Here is a 19,738-nt window from a genome sequence, read left to right as displayed (position 1 = left end):
CACCTGATGCTGGTCGCGGACATCATGACCAACGAGGGGACGATCGAGTCGATCGGCCGCCACGGCATCTCCGGCTCGAAGCAGTCCGTCCTGGCGCGAGCGGCGTTCGAGGTCACCGTCAACCACCTGCTCAACGCCGCCATCCACGGCGAGGTCGACGACCTGAACGGCGTCACCGAGAACGTCATCGTCGGCAAGCCGATCAAGCTCGGCACCGGCGACGTCGACCTCCGGATGGGGTCGACGACCGACCGCGAGAGCCAGGCCGACTGATGGACGTCACCCTCGACGACGAGGCGCTTCGCAACCTCGTCCTGTTCGAGGACGTCACCGGCGCCTCCGGTCGGGACTGCGTGCGCGCGGACGGGCGGCTGGTCGTCGTGGTCGCCCGCGGCGAGATGGCCGAGGCGATCGGCCCCGGCGGCGAGCACGTGCGGCGTTACGAGGAGCGCGTCGGCGACCCGGTTCGACTCGTCGAGGCCGCCGAGGAACCCGAGGATTTCGTCGCCAACGCCCTCGCCCCGGCGGCGGTCTACAACGTCACGATCAGCGAGAACGACGACACCGTCGCCTACGTCGAGGTCGCCGACGAGGACCGCGGCGTCGCGATCGGGAAAGAGGGCCGGACGATCGAGACGGCGCGGACGCTCGCGGCGCGACACTTCGGGATCGACGACGTGCAGTTGACGTAGGGGACGCGATCCGGCAGCGACCGAATTTTCGAACCGGACGGTCGCATTCGCCCGAATCTATACGTGACCGTCCGGCGAATCCGGTGGTATGCCCGACGACGGATCGTCCTACGGCCGCGAACGCTTGATCGAGGTCTACACCCAGGGGATGCTGGCCGGGCAGCCGCCGTCGCTATCGCCGCGGTTCGAGGAGCTGGAGGCCGCCGCCCGCGAGGCGCTGGATCCGGAGGCCTACGCCTACGTCGCGGGGAGCGCGGGCGCCGAGCGCACGGAACGAACCAACCGGACGGCGTTCTCGCGGTGGCGGATCGTGCCCCGGATGCTCCGCGACGTCGCCGAGCGCGACCTCTCGGTGGAACTCTTCGGGACCGAGTACCCGGCGCCGGTCGCGCTGGCGCCGATCGGCGTCCAGTCGATCCTCCACGAGGAGGGCGAGCTGGCGTCGGGGCGCGCGGCGGCCGACCTCGGGCTGCCGTTCGTCGCGAGCACGGCGGCCAGCGAACCGATGGAGGCGGTCGCCGAGGGGATCGGCGACGCGCCGGCCTGGTTCCAGCTCTACTGGAGCTCGAACCGGGACCTGACCGCGAGCTTCGTCGAGCGCGCCGAGGCGGCGGGCTACGAGGCGCTGGTCGTCACCGTCGACACCCCCATCATCAGCTGGCGAGAGCGCGACATCGAGCAGGCCTACCTCCCGTTTCTGGATGGTGAGGGGATAGGTAACTACGTCTCCGACCCGGTCTTCCGGGAGCTGCTCGGTCAGGATCCCGAAGAGAACCAGGATGCGGCCGTCATGCAGTTCGTCGACGTCTTCGGCGACGCCTCGCTCACCTGGAACGACCTGTCGTGGCTCGCCGGGCGCACCGAGTTGCCGATCGTCGTGAAGGGGATCGTCCACCCGGAGGACGCCGAGCTGGCCCTCGAGTCGGGTGCCGATAGCGTGATCGTCTCCAACCACGGCGGCCGGCAGATCGACAACGCGTTGCCCGCGATCGAGGCGCTGCCGGCCGTCGTGGACCACCTCGAGGCGGCGGGCTACGGCGACGCGCCCGTGCTCTTCGACAGCGGGATCCGGCGGGGGGCGGACGCGGTGATCGCGCTCGCGCTGGGCGCCGAGATGGTGTTTCTCGGCCGTCCCTACGCCTACGGACTCGCGATCGACGGCGTCGACGGGGTGCGGGAGGTCTGCCGGAACTTCCTCGCCGACCTGGACCTGACGATGGGGCTATCGGGACGGGCGTCGGTCGACGAGCTCGATCGATCGATGCTCGCGCGCGAGGGCGAGCCGCCGTTCGAGGGCTGACGGGGGCGCCGAACGACCGTTCGAGGTCTGGTGGGGACGCCGGGCGCCGCGGTTTTCGATCGGCCCCGGACGCTCGCACGCGACGAGCGTCCGCCTCGACCGACGAAACGCCACGAGATCGCTTCGCGAACCCCCGTCGACCGCTCTCGCGGCGTCGCTGCGGCCCGAAACGGGGTGCTTAAGTGGGTCCGTCGGATAGCCACGGGTACTATGGCAAACGGCAAGTACGCCGCGCGGAAGCTGAAGAAGGACCGCCAGAATCAGCGGTGGTCCGACTCGGATTACGCGCGACGCGCTCGGGGGCTGCGAGAGAAGTCGGACCCGCTCGAGGGTGCGCCCCAGGCCCGCGGCATCGTGCTGGAGAAGATCGGCATCGAGGCGAAACAGCCCAACTCGGCCATTCGAAAGTGCGTCCGGGTCCAGCTCATCAAGAACGGCAAGCAGGTCTCGGCGTTCTGTCCGGGGGACGGCGCGATCTCGTTCATCGACGAGCACGACGAGGTCACGATCGCCGGCATCGGCGGCGCGAAGGGTCGCGCGATGGGCGACATCTCGGGGGTCAACTACAAGGTCGAGAAGGTAAACGGCGTCTCGCTGCTCGAACTCGTCCGCGGGAACGCGGAGAAACCGGTGCGATAACATGAGCGCAGACGAAGACCAACCCGACCCCGACGCACCGGCCGGCGGCGACGACTCGGACCTCACCGCGAAGCTCTTCGGCAAGTGGGACGTCTCCGAGATCCAGTACAACGACCCCTCGACGGAGCGATACCTCTCGGTCACGCCCGTCGCCCACACCGCGGGTCGCCACGCCTCGAAGCAGTTCCAGAAGTCCGAGATCTCCGTCGTCGAGCGCTTCATCAACCGTCTGATGCAGACCGAGGAGAACACGGGCAAGAAACAGCAGACGCTCAACCTCGTCCGCGACGGATTCGACATCATCCACGAGCGCACCGACGAGAACCCCGTCCAGGTGCTCGTGACCGCCGTCGAGAACTCGGCGCCCCGCGAGGAGACCGTCCGCCTGAAGTACGGCGGCATCTCGGTCCCGAAGGCCGTCGACGTGGCCCCCCAGCGCCGCGTCGACCAGGCGCTGAAGTTCCTCGCCGAGGGCGTCAAAAACAGCTCGTTCAAGTCGACGACGTCGGCCGAGGAGGCCATCGCCAGTCAGCTGATCGGCGCCGCCAACGGCGACGTCGGCACCTACGCCGTCGGCCAGAAAGAGGAGAAAGAGCGCGTCGCGGCCGCCGCGCGGTAACGCCGTCTCGATTCTTCGGTCCGTGGGCGGTCGCCGTCGTTCGTCGATCGCCCGGTCGGACGATGGGCCCGTCCGAACGCTCCGAGTCACGGTTGGCGGGCGATCGCCGTCGAGCCCCGTCTCCGGTCGTTCCCGCCGCCCGCGAAACCGGCGTTCAATCCGCCGCCTGGCCCGACTCGACGACGTACTCGCGGGTGCCGTCCACGAGGGCCCGCCGGTACTCGCTCTCGGTCGGATCGGTCCCCAGCTCCCTGAAGAGGGCGGTGAATCGGCCGATCGAGACGGACGGCGCGTCGTCAGCGGCCGCGTGTGCGAGGTCGTACAGTCGGTGGTCGTCGTCGATCAGGTCGTGGCGCTCGGCCAGCGCGACCGCGAACGCGGCGTTGACGGCGGTGATCTCGGGGTCGGCGCCAGTCGAGATCCGCCGGAGACCGGGTCGGGGCGGCGCGGGCCGGTCGGCCACCGCGCTCGCCAGGCTCGACTCGAGAAACGAGAGCAGCTTCTCGCCCGGTCCCACCGAGAGCGTGATGTCGTCGGCGTAGATGTCCTTCATGTGGTTGGCGATCTGGTAGCAGTGGGCGAGTTTTCGGCGCTCGACGCTCCGACCGGCGAGCGCGAGGTAGAGGACCTCCTCGGTGGACTGGACGTGGGAGGGGTGGGACTCCTCGTGGCGGGCCATGTGCGCGAACTCGTGGAGGGCGAGTTCGCGGGCCATCGCCGACGAGGCGGCCTGCCGGGAGATGTTCAGTACGTGGCGGTCGTCGTAGTGGCCCGCCCAGGTCCGCTCGTCGGGATCGTCCCGGAGGCGGACCTCGACGGGCAGCGAGAGGTCGCGCTCGGTTTCGAAGAGGTCGCGGGCGCCCAGAAACGGCGCGGTCGGGCCCGGGCCCTGCACGCGGAGGTTCATGCGTACGATTACCAGGGAACGTGACCGTAATAGCGTTGTGCCCGCTCTCACGTGGGTCGGTCGGGCCGTCGGTCCGCTGGCGGGTCGACCGGCTCGTTCACCGGGCGGCGACCGGACGCGGCCGCGAGACGCCGTCGAACCTTTCAGGCACGACGAGCTTCGCGGGCGCTGAAACCCTACAGCGGCCGCGAAACAGCACCCTTTTGACCCCGCTACCGGTACGGAGGTGTATATGGGCCGACGCAAGAAGATCGTACAGGAGTGCGAACGGCTGATGGACAACCCGGAGAACATCCGGAACATCGCCATCGCCGCGCACGTCGACCACGGCAAGACGACGCTCTCCGACAACCTGCTCGCGGGCGCCGGCATGATCTCGGAGGAGACCGCCGGCGAGCAGCTCGCGATGGACACGGAAGAAGACGAGCAAGAGCGCGGGATCACCATCGACGCGGCGAACGTCTCGATGACCCACGAGTACGAGGGGACGAACCACCTCATCAACCTCATCGACACGCCGGGCCACGTCGACTTCGGCGGTGACGTCACCCGGGCGATGCGCGCCGTCGACGGCGCGCTGGTGGTCGTCGACGCCGTCGAGGGCGCGATGCCCCAGACCGAGACGGTGCTTCGCCAGGCGCTGCGCGAGGGCGTCAAGCCGGCGCTGTTCATCAACAAGGTCGACCGCCTCATCTCGGAGCTCCAGGAGGGTCCCCAGGAGATGCAACAGCGGCTCATGGGCGTCATCCGCGACGTCAACGAGCTCATCCGCGGGATGACCGAGGAGATGGACGACGTCGACGACTGGAGCGTCTCCGTCGAGGAGGGGACCGTCGGCTTCGGCTCCGCGCTGTACAAGTGGGGCGTCTCGATGCCCTCGATGCAGCGCACCGGCATGGACTTCGGCGACATCATCGACCTCGAACAGGCCGACAAGCGCAAGGAGCTCCACGAACGGACGCCCCTGTCGAACGTCGTCCTCGACATGGTCTGTGAACACTTCCCGAACCCGGTCGACGCCCAGCCTCGCCGTATCCCCCGGATCTGGCGCGGCGACGCCGAGTCCGATCTCGCGGAATCGATGCGGGTCGTCGACGAGGACGGCGACGTCGTGCTGATGGTCACCGACATCGAACTCGATCCGCACGCGGGCGAGGTCGCCATCGGCCGCGTCTTCTCCGGCACCATCGAGAAGGGCCAGGAGCTGTACGTCTCCGGCACCGCGGGCAGAAACCGCGTCCAGAGCGTCGGCATCTACATGGGCGGCGAACGAGAGGACGTCGAGCACGTCCCGGCGGGCAACATCGCGGCCGTCACCGGTCTCCGCGACGCGATCGCCGGTTCGACCGTCTCGAGCGTCGAGATGACGCCGTTCGAGTCGATCGAGCACATCTCCGAACCGGTCATCACGAAGAGCGTCGAGGCCCAGAACATGGACGACCTGCCGAAGCTCATCGAGACGCTGCGCCAGGTCTCCAAGGAGGACCCGACCATCCAGATCACGATCAACGAGGACACCGGCGAGCACCTCATCTCCGGACAGGGCGAGCTCCACCTCGAGGTCATCACCCAGCGCATCCAGACCAACCAGGGGATCCCCGTCCACACCGGCGAACCGATCGTCGTCTACCGCGAGGCGCCCCAGCGCGCGAGCGACACCGTCGAGGGCATCTCGCCCAACCGCCACAACCGGTTTTACATCTCCGCCGAGCCGCTCTCGGACGAGCTCGTCGAGGTGGTCAAGCGGGGCGAGGCGTCGATGGACATGCCCGAACTCGAGCGCCGCGAGGCGCTGATGGAAGCCGGGATGGACAAGGACGACGCCCAGGTCGTCGAACACATCCACGGCGCGAACATCCTGCTCGATCAGACGAAGGGTATCCAGCACCTGAACGAGACGATGGAGCTGTTCGTCGAGGGTCTCGAGGAGTCCCTCGACAACGGTCCGCTCGCGAACGAGCCCGTCCAGGGCACCCTCATCCGCCTGCACGACGCGAAGCTCCACGAGGACACCATCCACCGGGGTCCCGCCCAGGTCATCCCGGCGACCCGCGAGGCCGTCCACAAGTCGCTGATCGACGCCCACATCGCGCTGATGGAGCCGATGCAGGACGTTCGCATCGACGTCCCCAACGACCACATGGGCGCCGCCTCCGGCGAGATCCAGGGTCGGCGCGGTCGCGTCGACGACATGTACCAGGAGGGCGACCTCATGGTCGTCGAGGGCATCGCGCCCGTCGACGAGATGATCGGCTTCTCGAGCGACATCCGCTCGGCGACCGAAGGGCGGGCCGCCTGGAACACCGAGAACGCCGGCTTCGAGGTCATGGCCGACTCGCTCCAGGTCGAAAAGATCATGGAGATCCGCGAGCGCAAGGGCATGAAGCTCGAGCTGCCCCCGAGCATCGACTACTTCTAAGGACCTTTTTCCTCCTCGGGTGCGCTCACTTCGTTCGCACACCACTCGGAGCAAAAATCTGCACCGAAAAGGCCGCGATCTCGGCCTCCGGCCTCGCTCGCGGTGAAACGGCGCGCGGAGCGCGCCGTATGCAACGCGCGTGGATTTGCTGGGCCTCGGGTACGAACGCGAGCCGTGTGCAGGTCACACGCTCGCTCTCTCTGAGACGCTACTGGTCCGGTGCGCGTTCGAGGGCCGATCCGACGAACGCGCTCTTTTCTTCCGTGTACCTCGCCCGGTCGTTCGGATATCGTTCGGCGAGTTCGCGTTTCAGTTCCTCGTACTCGGTCGCGACGTCGGGGTTCGCCCGCAGGTAGTCTCTGAACGCGAGCTGTTCACGGTGCGTGTCGCTGTTCGGCGTGGTTAGCGAGAGGTGGTGGGTTCGCCTGGACCGCGGCCCGTTGGCGAGGAAGACGCGGTCGTCGACGTCGTCGGTCGGCCGGTGCTCGTAGCCGTGGTCCTCCAGTATCGGGATGAGTTCGCGGGCCGCGTCGAGCGACTCGACGAGACCGCAGACGTCGACGATCGGTTTGGCGGTACGCCCCTCGACGGCCGTACTCCCGACGTGGTCGAATTCGATGACCCGATCGCCGAGAAGGCTGTGGAGTCGATCGACCTCGGCTTCGTACGCTTCGACCCACTCGCGGCGGTCGGAGACGAGTTCGATCGTGCCGCGTTCGAGACCGACCATTGCTGGTGGCTTCGTCTCGGACTGTATTGCCCGTTTCTCATCGGTTGGCGGGTTTCGTATTCGACTCGGTGCGATCGTACCCTCACTGAGACGGCGCCCGTTCGCCATTTAGTTAGGGATAATACGGAATGGTTAACCAAACTCTCCGTTTTGCAGCCGGTAGTAAGCGTATCAGCCTCGCACCATCCTTTAGGCCCCCGACGGCGACGGCGTCGAGGCGGACGAGGTGCACCTGCCGGACCGGACGGCGAGTAGGGCGCGAGAGCGACGCGCACGCGTCCGGCTCTCCCGGCCGCGGCGCGAGGCCCGCAGGCCCCACACCGGCGTTCGAACCGACGCACCGTCCGGCACCGTTTCGCCGGATCGGCGAGCGATTGCTCGGCGGTTCTTCGCGTGTGATGCGACGGGTGAATGGTAGAGTTAACCGTGCAGAGGGCTAATTTCCGGCGAATCGATCAACTATGTCAGACGACGATACCCGGATCTCGACGGAAACCGCGCTGGAGGTAGTCAAACCGTCGGAACGCCGTCACGCGCTCGCGAGAATGATCGCGAGCGAGGACGACGTCGTGACCCTCGACGACCTCGTCGAGCACGTCGCCCCGGAAAATCCGCCCCCGGGGACCGGCCAGACGACCGCGTCCGAGCGGCTCGTCATCGAACTGACGCACGTCCACCTGCCGAAGCTGACCGACGCCGGTCTCGTCGACGTCGACGATCGCTCCGAGACGATCCGGTACCACCCGAACGAACGCGTCGAGAAACTTCACCGGTTCGTTACGACCGAACTCGACTGAGCACCCGCGACGGTCGCGGTACGGGCCCAGATTCCGTTCGCGGTCGGAAGGGCCGACGGATCTCGTCGCGGTCGTCCGTCGGGCCTCACCCCGAATCCAGCACCGCCAGCACCTCGGGCGCCTCGTAGACCTTGCCGCGCTGCTTGCCGGTGGTCTCGCGGACGATTCCCTCGGCTTCCAGCGCCTCGATCGCGTCGTAGACCGACGGCTTCGAGCGGCCGGTCGCCGCCACCGCGCGCGGCCCCGTCAGGTACGGCTGTTCGAACACGTAGTCGACGAGCTCGCGGGCGGTGGGGAAGCTGGGGAACGCCGCGCGGTACTCGTCGCGAAGCTCCGTGAGGCGGACCCCGCAGTCGTATGCGTCGATCGCCTGCTCGGCGATCGCGTTCAGGACGAAGGTCACCCACTCCTCGTAGGCGCCGTCGGTGCTCACGGCCAGCAGCTTCTCGCGGTAGGCGTGACCGTGGCGCTTGAAGTACGCGCTCAGGTAGAGGTACGGGCCGGGAAGGAGGCTCGCGTCGTAGAGCTGGAGCATGATGAGCAGCCGGCCGAGGCGACCGTTGCCGTCGCGAAACGGGTGAATCGCCTCGAACTGGTAGTGGACGAGCGCGGTGTCGATCAGCGGGGGGTACTCGCCGCGTCCGAGGTACGAGCACAGCTGCTCTAACAGGAGGTCGACGAAGTCCGGGCTTGCCGGGATGAACGACGCCGATTCGGGCGCGGCGTCCGGCGAGCCGATGTAGACGGGGACGTCCCGCAGTTCGCCGGGACGGTCCTCCTCACCGCGGACGCCGCCGAGCAGCGCCTCGTGGAGGTCACAGATCAGCCCGACGTCGATCGCCTCGCCCTCGTCGAGCCGGCGAAAGCCGGCTTTCACCGCGTCGACGTAGTTGTAGGCCTCGCGGACGTCGTCCATCTCCGCGGCGGCGCGCTCGGGCGTCGCGCCCACCTCGTGGGCGTAGATGTCCGAGATCGTCACGTTGGTCCCCTCGACCTGCGAGCTCATCGCCGCCTCGCGGTGGACGAACGGCGCGATCAGCAGGTTGGGGTTCTCGAGGTGGCGTTCCAGCGTGGCGAGGCGCCCGAGGGCGTACTGGGCGTCGCCGTACACCCGAAGGAGGTCGTCGGTGTACTCGAGATCGGGCGGCAGGCTCGCCGGCCGGTGACAGGGGAGCCCGTCGTAGTCGTCGATCCGCCCGGGGCCGTCGGCGAAGTCCGCGGGATCCATCGTACTACGGGTCTCGACTGGACCGCCATAAGTTATTCTCCGGCCCGAAAACCTAACCAAGGTCCGCTCGCGACCGGGCCTCCGGTATCGTCCGATGGATCGGTCTAACTGTCGGGACCGAAGCGGCGACGTCGGTTCTGACCCGCGGATCGGTGAGCGAGGCTCGGCGGGTCGAGCGTCGCGCAGAACGCGATCGATCGCGGGACTCCGTCGCTACCGGCCGAGCTTCTCGCGGCCGACCGTGACGCCCGTCGGCGTGACGATGATCTGGTCGTCGCCCTTCTGGACGATGTCGCCGCCGACCTCCCTGGCCACCTGGCGCAGCTCGTCGAGGACGTGTTCGACGGTCTTGTCTTTCGTGCGCAGGCGCGTGATGTCGGCGATGACCACGTCGCCGTCGTAGACGGCGTCTTTGATGTCGATCGTCGCGGACTGGCCGTCGATCTCCGCGATGTGTACCTGCATCGCCGCCTCGCCCGCGTCGGCGGCGACGTCGTCCAGGTCGAGTTCAACGTAATCCTCGGCCGTTCGCGTCCCGCCGCCGCCGAGAATCTTGCTCATCAGGCCCATAGTGCTGAGGGACCGCCGCCGCGAGTATAGTTCTTACGTCAGACGCACCGGCGAGGGTCGGTTCGACGTCGACCGGGCCGGGTCGCTCGCTCACCGCAGGCCGCTCGCGGCGGCGCCGTCCGATTCAAATCACCGTTAATAAAACGGAACAAACGTCGTCGAACCTCTCTCTAAACTTTGAAAATATCGAACTCTTGTATGTACGAACTAAATAACTACGACCGACCGATCGGAATATTTTTATTATAAGGAATGGGGACTGTGAGCGTGGTTTGAATTACCATGTCAGATGAGCACGTCTCACGACGAACGCTGCTTCGGGGAGTAGGGGCTGGCGCGGGTGCGGCTGCGCTGGCGGGACAGGTATCCGCGGGCGACGCGGGCGACGAATACATCGTCGGCGTGGACGCGGCACGCGGCGCGGCCGACGTCAAGGCCGCAGCCACTTCAGTCCGGAAGGAACTCGACTTCGGGGGCATCGGGAAGGCGATCTCGGGGCGCTTCTCGGCGGATGCGATCGAGGGGCTGCAGAATCATCCGGGAGTCCGCTACGTCGAGCGGAACGGTCGCATGTTCGCGCTGGGTCAGGAGACGCCCTACGGCATCGAGAAAGTCGAGGCGGACACGGCGATCGAGGAGGGCGAAACCGGCGACGGCGTCAGCGTCGCGATTCTGGACACGGGAATCGACGCCCAACACGAGACCCTCGAGGAGAACCTCGGGGAGGGGTACGCCACCGACGAGGCGGAGTGTACGACCGACTGCGGGGGCGGTCCCTTCGGCGGCGGCAACGATATCGACGAGTGCCTGGAAGAGTGGGACGACGACAACGACCACGGCTCGCACGTCGCGGGGACGGCCGCCGCCGCCGACAACGGCGTCGGCGTGCTCGGCGTCGCCCCGGACGCGACGATTCACGCGGTGAAGGTGCTGCAGTGCGACGGCGGCGGCTCGTTCGACGACATCGCGGAGGGAATCCAGTGGTCGGCCGATCAGGGCCACGAGGTCCAGAACATGAGCCTCGGCTCGGATACGGACTCCGACGTCGTCCGCGACGCCGTCCAGTACGCCGCGGACGAGGGCGTAATCTTGGTCGGATCGGCCGGCAACGACGGCGAGTGCACCGACTGCGTGGGCTACCCGGCCGCCTACGACGAGGTGATCGCGGTGTCGGCGACCGACGAGGACGACGAGCTGGCGGATTTCTCCTCGACCGGGCCGGAGGTCGAACTCGCGGCGCCGGGCGTCGACGTGAACTCGACGATCCCGCGGGACGACTACGACGAGTTCTCCGGGACGTCGATGTCGGCGCCGCACGTCGCCGGCGCCGCAGCGACGCTGATCGCCGCGGGCGTCGATCCCGAGGACGTCCGCGACCAACTCAAGGACGGCGCCGACGACATCGGGCTCGACGACAACGAGCAAGGTGCCGGCCGACTGAACGTCGCCGACTCACTCGACATCGAGTCCGACGACGATGACGACGATGACGATGACGATGACGATGACGACGACGAGCCCGTGGAGTCGGACCCGGAGATCGACCAGTTCGACGTCGATCGCCGCACGAACGGTCGGTGGAACCGGGCCGACGTCGACTGGGCGGTTTCCGACGACGACGACGCCCTCGAGTCGGTGACGAGCGAACTGCTCGCCGGCGACGACGTCCTCGACAGCGAAACCGCGTCGGTCGGCGGCGGGGAGGCGTCCGGCGAGCACGAACTCCGGGACGATGCGGACCCCGACACCGTTCGGCTGACCGTCACCGACGAGGCGGGCAACGAGACGAGCGAGACGAAAGACTTCTGAGTCGGGACGAATCGGACGGTCCGACCACCGCAACATTCTTTAATTTCGACATTTTCTGTTTCGGCCTCCCACGTCGTCTCACTTCGAAACACACTCGTCAACGCGAAAGAATAATACGAATTATTCTCGGTGAACGTTCCGCGGTTGCGTGTCGTAATCCGGCCGATCGCCGCCGCTTCCGGGAGAACCTGGAATATATTTACAACTGTTCACTCGGTCAAATTCCTCAATACATACCCGAATAGAATATATTTATTAATTTCAATAATATTAATGTGTGTGACGGAGAGTGGAGAAAACTAGCGCATGCCACGTTCGAGCAACCCGCACAGGGGGTCCACGGACCCGCTCCCCGGGGACGCTCGACGAACGGCGCGCGCTCGAGTAACCATGTCAGACCAGAACGTCACTCGCCGTCGCATGCTCCGCGGAACCGCCGCGGGCGTGGCGGCAACGGGATTCGCAGGCACCGCAGTTGCACAGGGACCGTCCGATCGAAAGCTCGTCGGACTCAGGGCCGACTCCGCCTTCGGACTCGCCCGGCAGAGCGCCGACGAGGTCCACCACGAACTGGACTTCGGAGACATCGGCAAGGTGTTGGTCGGGACGTTCCCCGAGCAAGCCGTGGACGGCCTGCAAAACAGTCCGCACGTCAAGTACGTCGAAGACGACGCGCGGGCCCAGGCGCTCCAGACGACGCCGTGGGGCGTCGAACGCGTGGGGGGCGACTCCGTCCACGACGCGGGCGAGACCGGAGCGGGCGGCTCGATCGCAATCGTCGACACGGGCGTCCAGGTCGACCACGAGACCCTGGAGGTCGTCGGCGGCGAGGCGTTCGGGACCACCTGTTCGGATTGCCCAGAACCGTACGGCGACGACAACGGCCACGGCACCCACTGTGCCGGAACGGCCGTCGCGCCAGACAACGGCGTCGGCGTGGTCGGCGTCTCGCTCGACTCGGCGCTGTACAGCGTCAAGGTACTCGACGCGAACGGCGGCGGGGACTTCGGCGACGTCGCGGCCGGCATCGAGTGGGCGGCCGACCAGGGGATCGACGTAATCTCGCTATCACTCGGCGGGCCGAGCCACGTCCAGGCGCTCCAGGACGCCTGCCAGTACGCCGTGAACCAGGGCTCGCTGGTCGTCGCCGCGGCGGGCAACGACGGCTGCTGTGATAGCGTCGGCTACCCGGCGGCCTACGACAGCGTCGTCGCGGTCTCCTCGACGAACGATGGCGACGACATCTCGAGTTTCTCCTCGCGCGGTCCGGAGGTCGACATCGCCGCGCCGGGGAGCGACATCTACTCGACATACATCAACAATTCCTACGACACGCTGTCGGGGACGTCGATGGCCTGTCCGCACGTCGCCGGGGCCGCGGCGCACCTGATGGCCGACGGCGATTCGAACACCGAGGCGCGCGACCGCCTCTTCGAGACGGCCGAAGACGTCGGACTCAGCGGCAACGAAGGGGGCCACGGACTGCTCGATGCGGAGGCGGCGGTCCTCGGCGACGCGGACCCGCCGGATCCCGAACTCTCCGTCTCGACGAACTCTGCGACCGGTATCGGCACGTCGTCCGCGACACTCAACGGCTCGCTGGACGACCTCGGCGACGCGAGCAGCGCCGACGTCTACTTCGAGTGGGGCGAGGCCGGCGGGAGCCTCCCGAACGCGACGAGCGCCCAGACGCTCTCCTCGACCGGTTCGTTCGACGACGAGATCGACGGCTTGACCGAGGGTACCGACTACGAGTTCCGCGCGGTCGCCGAGTCTGCCGAGGACGACGACGCCGGTTCCACGCAGTCGTTCACGACCGATACCAGCGGCGGCTGCTTCATCACGACGGCGACCAGTGGCGAAGGCGAGACGCTGAACTCGCTGCGGCGGTTCCGCGACGAGTCCATGGCGGCGACGCCGATGGGTCGCGGCATGGTCGGCCTCTACTACCGGATCAGCCCACCCATCGCCGAGACGCTGGCGGAGAACCCGGAGAGCCGGACGGCCCGTGCAACCCGGAAACTCGTCGAGGCGTGCGCGTCGCTGTCGGACGAACAGGACGCGACCGATTCGCGCGTCAAGAGCGCTTCGCTCGGCGTCGCGCTCACGGGACTGTACGCGGTCGGCATCGCGGCGGGCGCGGGCGGCCACGCCGGGATCCGCACGAAAGAGGCGATCGCGGGCGCGACGCGGGGACTGCTGAGGGGCGCGAGCACCGACGGATAGGGGCCCACCGAAGGCGGTTCGCCCGCCGTCGATTCGGCGAAGCGGCCATCTCGGGCGGAACGCGTCTCGTTTCGCTGGTCGGTGTCGAGGGGCGTCCGCGAGCCGGCTCGTTCGCGATTTGGACGAGTGGCCCAAATTCGAGACGACACTTCTATAAAAGTTTTTCCATATATGCGTCGTTAATCGAACGATCATATCAGCATAAAATGCAATCTCAACAAAAAGAATGAAAGTATTGATATATCCATTGCCCATATCGTTCGCCGTCCGGACGGTGCGCTAACGCGTGTCACGCGCCACGACGCGGATACGACGCGACGCGACGCGACGACGCGCCCGACCCACCGCCGGCACGGAGACAATCATGACACGACACGACACCACGCGACGTCGACTGCTCCGCGGTGCCGCCGCGGGTGCGGCGACGGTCGGACTCGCGGGAACGGCGACGGCCGGGGACGAGGCCGAAGGCGAAACGCTCGACAGGACGATCGTCGGATTGACTGCCGACGCGGACTTCGAGGTGGCCACAGCGCAAGCGAACGAGGTTCGTCACACGCTGGACTTCGGTGACATCGGAAAATCGGTGGCCGGCCAGTTCCCCGACGCCGCCGCTGCCGCGCTCGAGCAAAACCCAAAGGTTCGGTACGTCGAGAATGATCGGCGGGCCCACGCGCTACAGACGACGCCGTACGGCATCGAGAAGGTTAGGGCGGACGTCGCCCACGACGACGGCGAAACGGGCGCCGGCGCCAGCATCGCGATCATCGACACCGGCGTCCAGGTCGACCACGAGTCCCTCGAGGTCCACGGCGGCGAGTGTTTCGGGACCTGTTGTTCGGACTGTCAGGAACCGTACGGCGACGACAACGGTCACGGGACCCACTGTGCGGGGACCGCGGTCGCGCCGGACAACGACGTCGGAGTCGTCGGCGTCGCGCTGGATTCGGAGCTGTACTCGGTGAAAGTGCTCGACAGCGGCGGCAGCGGATCGTTCTCCGACATCGCGGCTGGAATCACGTGGACCGCCGACCAGGGCATCGACATCGGCTCGCTGTCGCTGGGGGGTTCGTCCGGCACGTCGGAGCTCCAGGACGCCTGTCAGTACGCCCAGGAGCAGGGAACGTTGCTCGTGGCCGCGGCCGGAAACGACGGGGAGTGTAGCGACTGCGTGAGCTATCCGGCCGCCTACGACGAAGTGATGGCCGTGAGCGCGACCGACGAGGACGACGAGCTGGCGTCGTTCTCTTCGACCGGTCCGGAGGTCGAGATCGCCGCGCCGGGCGTGGACGTCTACTCGACGTACATCAACAACTCCTACGACACGCTGTCTGGCACCTCGATGGCGTGTCCGCACGTTTCCGGCGGTGCGGCCCACCTGATGGCTGCGGGCTACTCGAACGCGGAGGCTCGACAGCGACTCAAGGACACCGCCGACGACATCTGTCGCTGCGAGGAGGATCAGGGCGCCGGCCGACTCAACGTGGCGGCCGCGCTCGGTCTCGAGAGCCCGGCGGACTGCGAGGACGATACGATCGACTGTCAGAACGACGACGGCGGCGGCGGCTGTTTCATCACGACGGCCACCGCCGGCGAGGGTCGGACCCTCGACTCGCTGCGGCGGTTCCGCGACGAGTCCATGTCCGCGACGCCGATGGGTCGCGGCCTGGTCGGGCTGTACTACCGGATCAGCCCGCCCATCGCCGACACCCTCGCGGAACACCCGGAGAGCCGGACGACGCGCGCCACCCGGCGGCTGGTGGAACTGTGCGCGTCGCTGTCGGACGAGCAGGATCGGACCGATTCGCGCGTCAAGAGCGCGTCGCTCGGCGTCGCGCTCACGGGACTGTACGCGGTCGGCATCGCGGTGGGCGCGGGTGGCCACGCCGGCATCCGCACCCGCGAGCGGTTGCTGGACTCGACGACCGAGGAGTGACGGCCCGACGGGCGCGGCGCTCGCTCGCGCCGACCGTTCGAGAACGCCCGCGCGATCTCGACCGACTCGCGTCGGTTCCGGGACGCGGACTATTTTGTCGATTCGATGCGTGGAGGCGCGTATGACCTTCAGCATCTGCGTTCACGAGACCTACGTGGGGAGCGCGGAACGGAGTTCCGCGAACGATTCGAGCGGGCGGAGCCCGCGAAATGACGAGGGCGGGGAGCACGACCGCTTCGGCGTCGCGGTCACGACGCGGCTCCCGACCGTCGGCACGCTCTGTCCGTTCGCCAGCGAGAACGGCGCCGTCGCGACCCAGAGCCTGGTGAACGTCGAACTCGGCCGGAAGGGGATCGCGTACCTGGACGACGGGCTGGCGGTCGACGACGCCCTGGACGCGCTGCTCGCGGCCGACGACGGCGCCCCCCAGCGCCAGCTCCACGGCGTCGACGCCGAGAGGACGTTCGCGTTCTCCGGCGAGGAGTGCAAGCCCTGGTTCGGCCACCGCGAGGGTGACGGCTACACCGTCGGCGGCAACCTCCTCGCGGGCGAGTCGGTGATCGAGGCGACCGCCGACGCCTACGAGGAGGCGCGCGACGAGGATCGTCCGCTCGCCGAGCGGCTGATCGACGCGCTCGCGGCCGGCCAGGACGAGGGCGGCGACAAGCGCGAGGAGCTGCGCGTCCAGAGCGCCGCCCTGATCGTCGAGAGCACCGAGGATCGGGAGTTCGAGCCCTCCTACAACGACCTCCGGGTGGACGCGTCCCTCGAACCGATCGTGGACCTGCGGGAGACCTACGAGCTCGCGAAGGAGGGGTTCGAGGCCGCGATGGAGCGATACGAGGACGCCTACGAGGAGGACTCGCTGGAGTCGGTCGAGGAGTGAGCGCCCCGGATCACCGCCGATCGCGCCGGTCTCGGACGCGGTGGAGCTCGTCGACCGCGTTCCAGCCGTCGATGCGACGCCGCGCCCGCTCTGGTACCCGGGTAGCTCCGGCGCGGTCGCGATCCGCGGACACGTCGTCGTTCGCCTCGCACCGCACGCACCACGCGCCTCGCCGGTTCTCGCGATTCTCGTTCGCACTCGTGGTGTTCACTGCCCGGCGGAAAACCTTCCCCGAAAAGCCATAGAAAACCCTACCCTGAGAACCCGTAGAGCTCGTCGCCGACGAAGTGCAGCGAGTCGATCACCTTCCCCTCGTCGCCGAGCAGGTCGTCGCCGTCGACGCGCGAGCGCCCGACCGCGAGCACCTTGCCGTGGGACTCCTCGGCGATCAGCACCAGGTCGCCCGCCTCGACGTCGCCGCGAACCTCGGTGATGCCGGGGCGCATGACGTCCGCGCCGTCGCTGACGAACGAGACGGCGCCGGCGTCGACGATCACCAGGTGATCCGCTGGCTCGTGGGCGTTCGCGCCGCGGACGGTGAGAAACGGCTCGTCGTCGAAGTACGCCACCTGCGGCTCGCCGTCGATCAGGACGACCTCCCAGTCGCTCTCTTCGAACTCGACGCGCTCGTAGGCGTCGCCCTCGAGCTCGACGCCGAGGCGGTCGCCGACGGTCGACTCGACCTCGGCGACGGCGTCGCTGCGGAGGTGGTGTCGGGACTTGACCTGCATGGTGGGACGGACGGCCGGTCGGCGCTTAAATCGTCCGCTCCCGACCGTCGCCGGTCCTCGACTCGAGGGAGCGGAACGTCCGCCGCCGGTCCCGGACGCGGGCGAGCGGAACGCCCGCTGGCGGGTTCGACGCTGTCGCCGCGGCTGACCGTCCGGCCGCCTGCCGGGTGCGAACTGCTAAGTAATCACGCGGCGGGCCCTAGCCCGTGAGGCTCCCCTGGCGGAAACCCGAGACCGTGCGGTGTCTCGCCTGCGACGAGCGGGTCCTCCGGGACGACGCGCGCGAGTACGACAAGTACGGAGACCGGTGGGACCGCGAGGGGAAGTCGTTCGAGCACTTCTGCAAGCCGTGCGACCGAACCCGGTGTCGCCGGTCGCGCGACGGCGTCGAGGCGCGCCTCGTCGAGGCCGGCGCCGGCGAAGTGAGTCGGGCGGCGTTCCTCGCGCGGCTGGCGGCGCTGCAGGGGCCGGAGGACGGCCGCGTCACCGAACGCTGACGGTCCCGGCCCCGCCTCGGGAGCGGGGTCCGCGCGCCGTTCCCTCCCGACACGTCTTTCACCCGGTCGCTCGAAGGCACGCCCATGAGCGACGACGCACAGGCCGCCGCCGGGACGGCCGAAGGGCAGGGCCCCGTCGAGATCGACGAGGACCTCGCCCGCCACCTCGAGAACAAGCGCGAGGAGCTCTTCGAGAAGTTCGAGATCCGCGACGAGTTCTCCGAGGCGGTCCTGGCGGAGGCCGAGGAGCTGACCGGCGACGTCCAGGCCGACATCGACGCCGAGATCGACGAGCGCGAGGACCTGCGGGACCTGACGACGTGGACGACCGACCCCATCGACGCCCAGGACTTCGACGACGCGCTCTCGATCGAAGAGCGCGAGGACGAGTACGTCCTCTGGGTACACATCGCCGACGTCACCCACTACGTCCACCCCGACACCGCGATGTGGGCGGAGGCCGTCGAGCGGGGAAACACCGTCTACCTGCCGGGGTACACCATCCACATGCTCCCGCCGATCCTCGCGGAGTCCGTCTGCTCGCTGGTACCCGAAGAGGAGCGCTTCGCCCACACCGTCGAGATGCACCTCGACAAGGAGACGCTCTCCTACGACACCATCGACATCTACAAGTCCGTCATCGAGTCCGACGAGCGACTCACCTACGCCCAGGCCGAGACGCGCCTGGAGGATCCCGACGCTCCGCTCCACGACGAGAACGTGCTGGTCCACGAGGTCGCCGACCGGATGCACGAGATCCGGAAGGAGGACGGTTCCCTGGTGCTGAACCCGAGCCGCGATCGCGCACACAAGATCATCGAGGAGTGCATGCTGAAGGCCAACAAGGCCGTCACGCACGAGCTGATGTGGTCCCGGGGCGTCGAGGCGATGTACCGCGTCCACCCCCAGCCGACGCCCGACGAGTGGTCGAAAGCGCTCCAGGAGATCCAGGACTTAGACGGGGTCTCGATCCCCGGCGATACGTGGGACGATCCCCGGAAGGCGGTCAACGCCACCCTCGACGAGGCGCCCGGGCGCCAGCTCGATAAGATCCAGTGGGCCGTGATGAAGGTCATGCCGCGGGCGCGCTACATGAGCGATCCCTTCGGCGGCCACCACGCGCTGAACTTCGAGATCTACGGCCACTTCACCAGCCCGATCCGGCGGCTCAGCGACCTGATCAACCACTGGATCGTCTACCAGAACGAGGTCCCCGAGAATCTCGTCGCGCTCTGTGACCGAGCCAGCGACAAGGGGAAGGCCGCCGAGCAGTGCGAGCGCGAGTACAAGGGGTTCCTCCAGGAGGTCGGACTCGATCCGATGGCGGTGAACAACCGGGGGATCGAGGTCGTCGATGACGAGGATTGAGCGAGTGCGAGGACTGAGCGAGGGCTGCGAGTGACGATCTCCGGGAATGCGAACGGCGACCGTGAGGGAGCCGTGAGCCCCACAGCGAGTGACGTCCTCGGAATCGTGACCCGTGAACGGTGCGACCAGAAGGAGTCGGGAAATCGTCGAAGTTGAATTTCGACCAACTCCAGGGCTGAATATCTTCGTCCGACGAACGAGAGGCGTCGGGACGACGCTGGAGCGGATTGTCGTTCGTCTTCCGATCCCGTTTCGACTCAGACTGCTGTGGGACTTCTCGCTCGCTATCGTACATCCGTCCGAATCGCCGTCGGAAGCGGTCTCGTGAGATTCGTGTGGGAGGGGCTTATTCGGAGTCCTCTTCGTCCTCTTTCTTGGGCTTCT

17 protein-coding genes and 1 pseudogene are annotated in these 19,738 nt (G+C 67.6%); 13 read left to right on the top strand and 5 right to left on the bottom strand.

Going from position 1 to position 19,738, the window contains the following annotated elements; translation table 11 throughout:
- From QZT59_RS00500 to QZT59_RS00480, 5 genes and pseudogenes are all read left to right on the top strand, one after another.
- A pseudogene (locus QZT59_RS00500) lies at nt 1–273 on the top strand (DNA-directed RNA polymerase subunit A''); the annotation flags it as partial.
- Nucleotides 273–692: a NusA-like transcription termination signal-binding factor gene (locus QZT59_RS00495; RefSeq protein ID WP_290809965.1), complete on the top strand. Its 420-nt coding sequence runs from the start codon at nt 273–275 to the stop codon at nt 690–692. The pseudogene QZT59_RS00500 and the gene QZT59_RS00495, both read left to right, overlap by 1 nt.
- Before the next feature lie 88 nt (nt 693–780).
- Nucleotides 781–1,992, top strand: a complete 1,212-nt coding sequence (locus tag QZT59_RS00490; protein ID WP_290809963.1) for an alpha-hydroxy-acid oxidizing protein — start codon at nt 781–783, stop codon at nt 1,990–1,992.
- A 210-nt stretch (nt 1,993–2,202) separates the two neighbouring features.
- A complete protein-coding gene (locus tag QZT59_RS00485; RefSeq protein ID WP_290809961.1) occupies nt 2,203–2,631 on the top strand; it encodes a 30S ribosomal protein S12 in 429 nt (142 codons plus the stop codon).
- Between the two features lies 1 nt (nt 2,632).
- The gene (locus QZT59_RS00480; RefSeq protein WP_290809959.1) at nt 2,633–3,250 is read left to right on the top strand and encodes a 30S ribosomal protein S7; all 618 of its coding nucleotides are present in this window, start codon (nt 2,633–2,635) and stop codon (nt 3,248–3,250) included.
- A gap of 154 nt (nt 3,251–3,404) precedes the next feature.
- Here QZT59_RS00480 and QZT59_RS00475 read toward each other — a convergent pair whose 3' ends face one another.
- Nucleotides 3,405–4,157, bottom strand: a complete 753-nt coding sequence (locus QZT59_RS00475; protein ID WP_290809957.1) for a DUF5781 family protein — start codon at nt 4,155–4,157, stop codon at nt 3,405–3,407.
- A gap of 232 nt (nt 4,158–4,389) precedes the next feature.
- Here QZT59_RS00475 and QZT59_RS00470 point away from each other — a divergent pair, with 232 nt between their 5' ends.
- Complete coding sequence (locus QZT59_RS00470) at nt 4,390–6,576, top strand: elongation factor EF-2 (protein ID WP_290809955.1); 2,187 nt, start codon at nt 4,390–4,392, stop codon at nt 6,574–6,576.
- Between the two features lie 208 nt (nt 6,577–6,784).
- Here the strand turns inward: QZT59_RS00470 and QZT59_RS00465 are convergent, their stop codons facing one another.
- Nucleotides 6,785–7,306 (bottom strand): GrpB family protein, encoded by a 522-nt coding sequence (locus QZT59_RS00465; protein WP_290809953.1) that lies wholly within the window; start codon nt 7,304–7,306, stop codon nt 6,785–6,787.
- A 461-nt stretch (nt 7,307–7,767) separates the two neighbouring features.
- On the opposite strand from QZT59_RS00465, the gene QZT59_RS00460 reads away from it, so the two are divergent.
- Complete coding sequence (locus tag QZT59_RS00460) at nt 7,768–8,103, top strand: hypothetical protein (RefSeq protein ID WP_290809952.1); 336 nt, start codon at nt 7,768–7,770, stop codon at nt 8,101–8,103.
- A gap of 85 nt (nt 8,104–8,188) precedes the next feature.
- Here QZT59_RS00460 and QZT59_RS00455 read toward each other — a convergent pair whose 3' ends face one another.
- Both QZT59_RS00455 and sepF read right to left on the bottom strand, forming a co-directional pair.
- Nucleotides 8,189–9,331, bottom strand: coding sequence for a Fic family protein (locus tag QZT59_RS00455; protein WP_290809950.1), 1,143 nt, complete (start codon nt 9,329–9,331; stop codon nt 8,189–8,191).
- A gap of 213 nt (nt 9,332–9,544) precedes the next feature.
- Nucleotides 9,545–9,901, bottom strand: a complete 357-nt coding sequence (gene sepF, locus QZT59_RS00450) for a cell division protein SepF (protein WP_290809948.1) — start codon at nt 9,899–9,901, stop codon at nt 9,545–9,547.
- Nucleotides 9,902–10,183: 282 nt separating this feature from the next.
- On the opposite strand from sepF, the gene QZT59_RS00445 reads away from it, so the two are divergent.
- From QZT59_RS00445 to QZT59_RS00430, 4 genes are all read left to right on the top strand, one after another.
- Entirely contained in the window at nt 10,184–11,710 is a 1,527-nt protein-coding gene (locus tag QZT59_RS00445; protein WP_290809946.1) for a S8 family serine peptidase, read from the top strand.
- Nucleotides 11,711–12,130: 420 nt separating this feature from the next.
- Nucleotides 12,131–13,936, top strand: a complete 1,806-nt coding sequence (locus QZT59_RS00440; RefSeq protein WP_290809944.1) for a S8 family peptidase — start codon at nt 12,131–12,133, stop codon at nt 13,934–13,936.
- A gap of 364 nt (nt 13,937–14,300) precedes the next feature.
- Nucleotides 14,301–15,872 carry a S8 family peptidase gene (locus tag QZT59_RS00435; RefSeq protein ID WP_290809941.1) on the top strand — a complete coding sequence of 524 codons (1,572 nt, stop codon included), beginning with the start codon at nt 14,301–14,303 and terminating at the stop codon, nt 15,870–15,872.
- Between the two features lie 121 nt (nt 15,873–15,993).
- Complete coding sequence (locus QZT59_RS00430) at nt 15,994–16,758, top strand: DUF1028 domain-containing protein (RefSeq protein WP_290809939.1); 765 nt, start codon at nt 15,994–15,996, stop codon at nt 16,756–16,758.
- A gap of 251 nt (nt 16,759–17,009) precedes the next feature.
- Here the strand turns inward: QZT59_RS00430 and QZT59_RS00425 are convergent, their stop codons facing one another.
- A complete protein-coding gene (locus tag QZT59_RS00425; protein ID WP_290809937.1) occupies nt 17,010–17,489 on the bottom strand; it encodes an RNA-binding protein in 480 nt (159 codons plus the stop codon).
- A gap of 206 nt (nt 17,490–17,695) precedes the next feature.
- Here QZT59_RS00425 and QZT59_RS00420 point away from each other — a divergent pair, with 206 nt between their 5' ends.
- Both QZT59_RS00420 and QZT59_RS00415 read left to right on the top strand, forming a co-directional pair.
- Nucleotides 17,696–17,986: a hypothetical protein gene (locus tag QZT59_RS00420; RefSeq protein ID WP_290809935.1), complete on the top strand. Its 291-nt coding sequence runs from the start codon at nt 17,696–17,698 to the stop codon at nt 17,984–17,986.
- Between the two features lie 84 nt (nt 17,987–18,070).
- Nucleotides 18,071–19,354 carry a ribonuclease R family protein gene (locus QZT59_RS00415; RefSeq protein ID WP_290809933.1) on the top strand — a complete coding sequence of 428 codons (1,284 nt, stop codon included), beginning with the start codon at nt 18,071–18,073 and terminating at the stop codon, nt 19,352–19,354.
- Nucleotides 19,355–19,738: the final 384 nt, after the last annotated feature.

Source organism: Halovivax sp. (genome assembly GCA_007119345.1).
Lineage (GTDB): Archaea > Halobacteriota > Halobacteria > Halobacteriales > Natrialbaceae > Halovivax.
The sequence above is the reverse complement of the archived record's forward strand: the minus strand, read 5'-3'. Positions and strand labels throughout refer to the sequence as shown.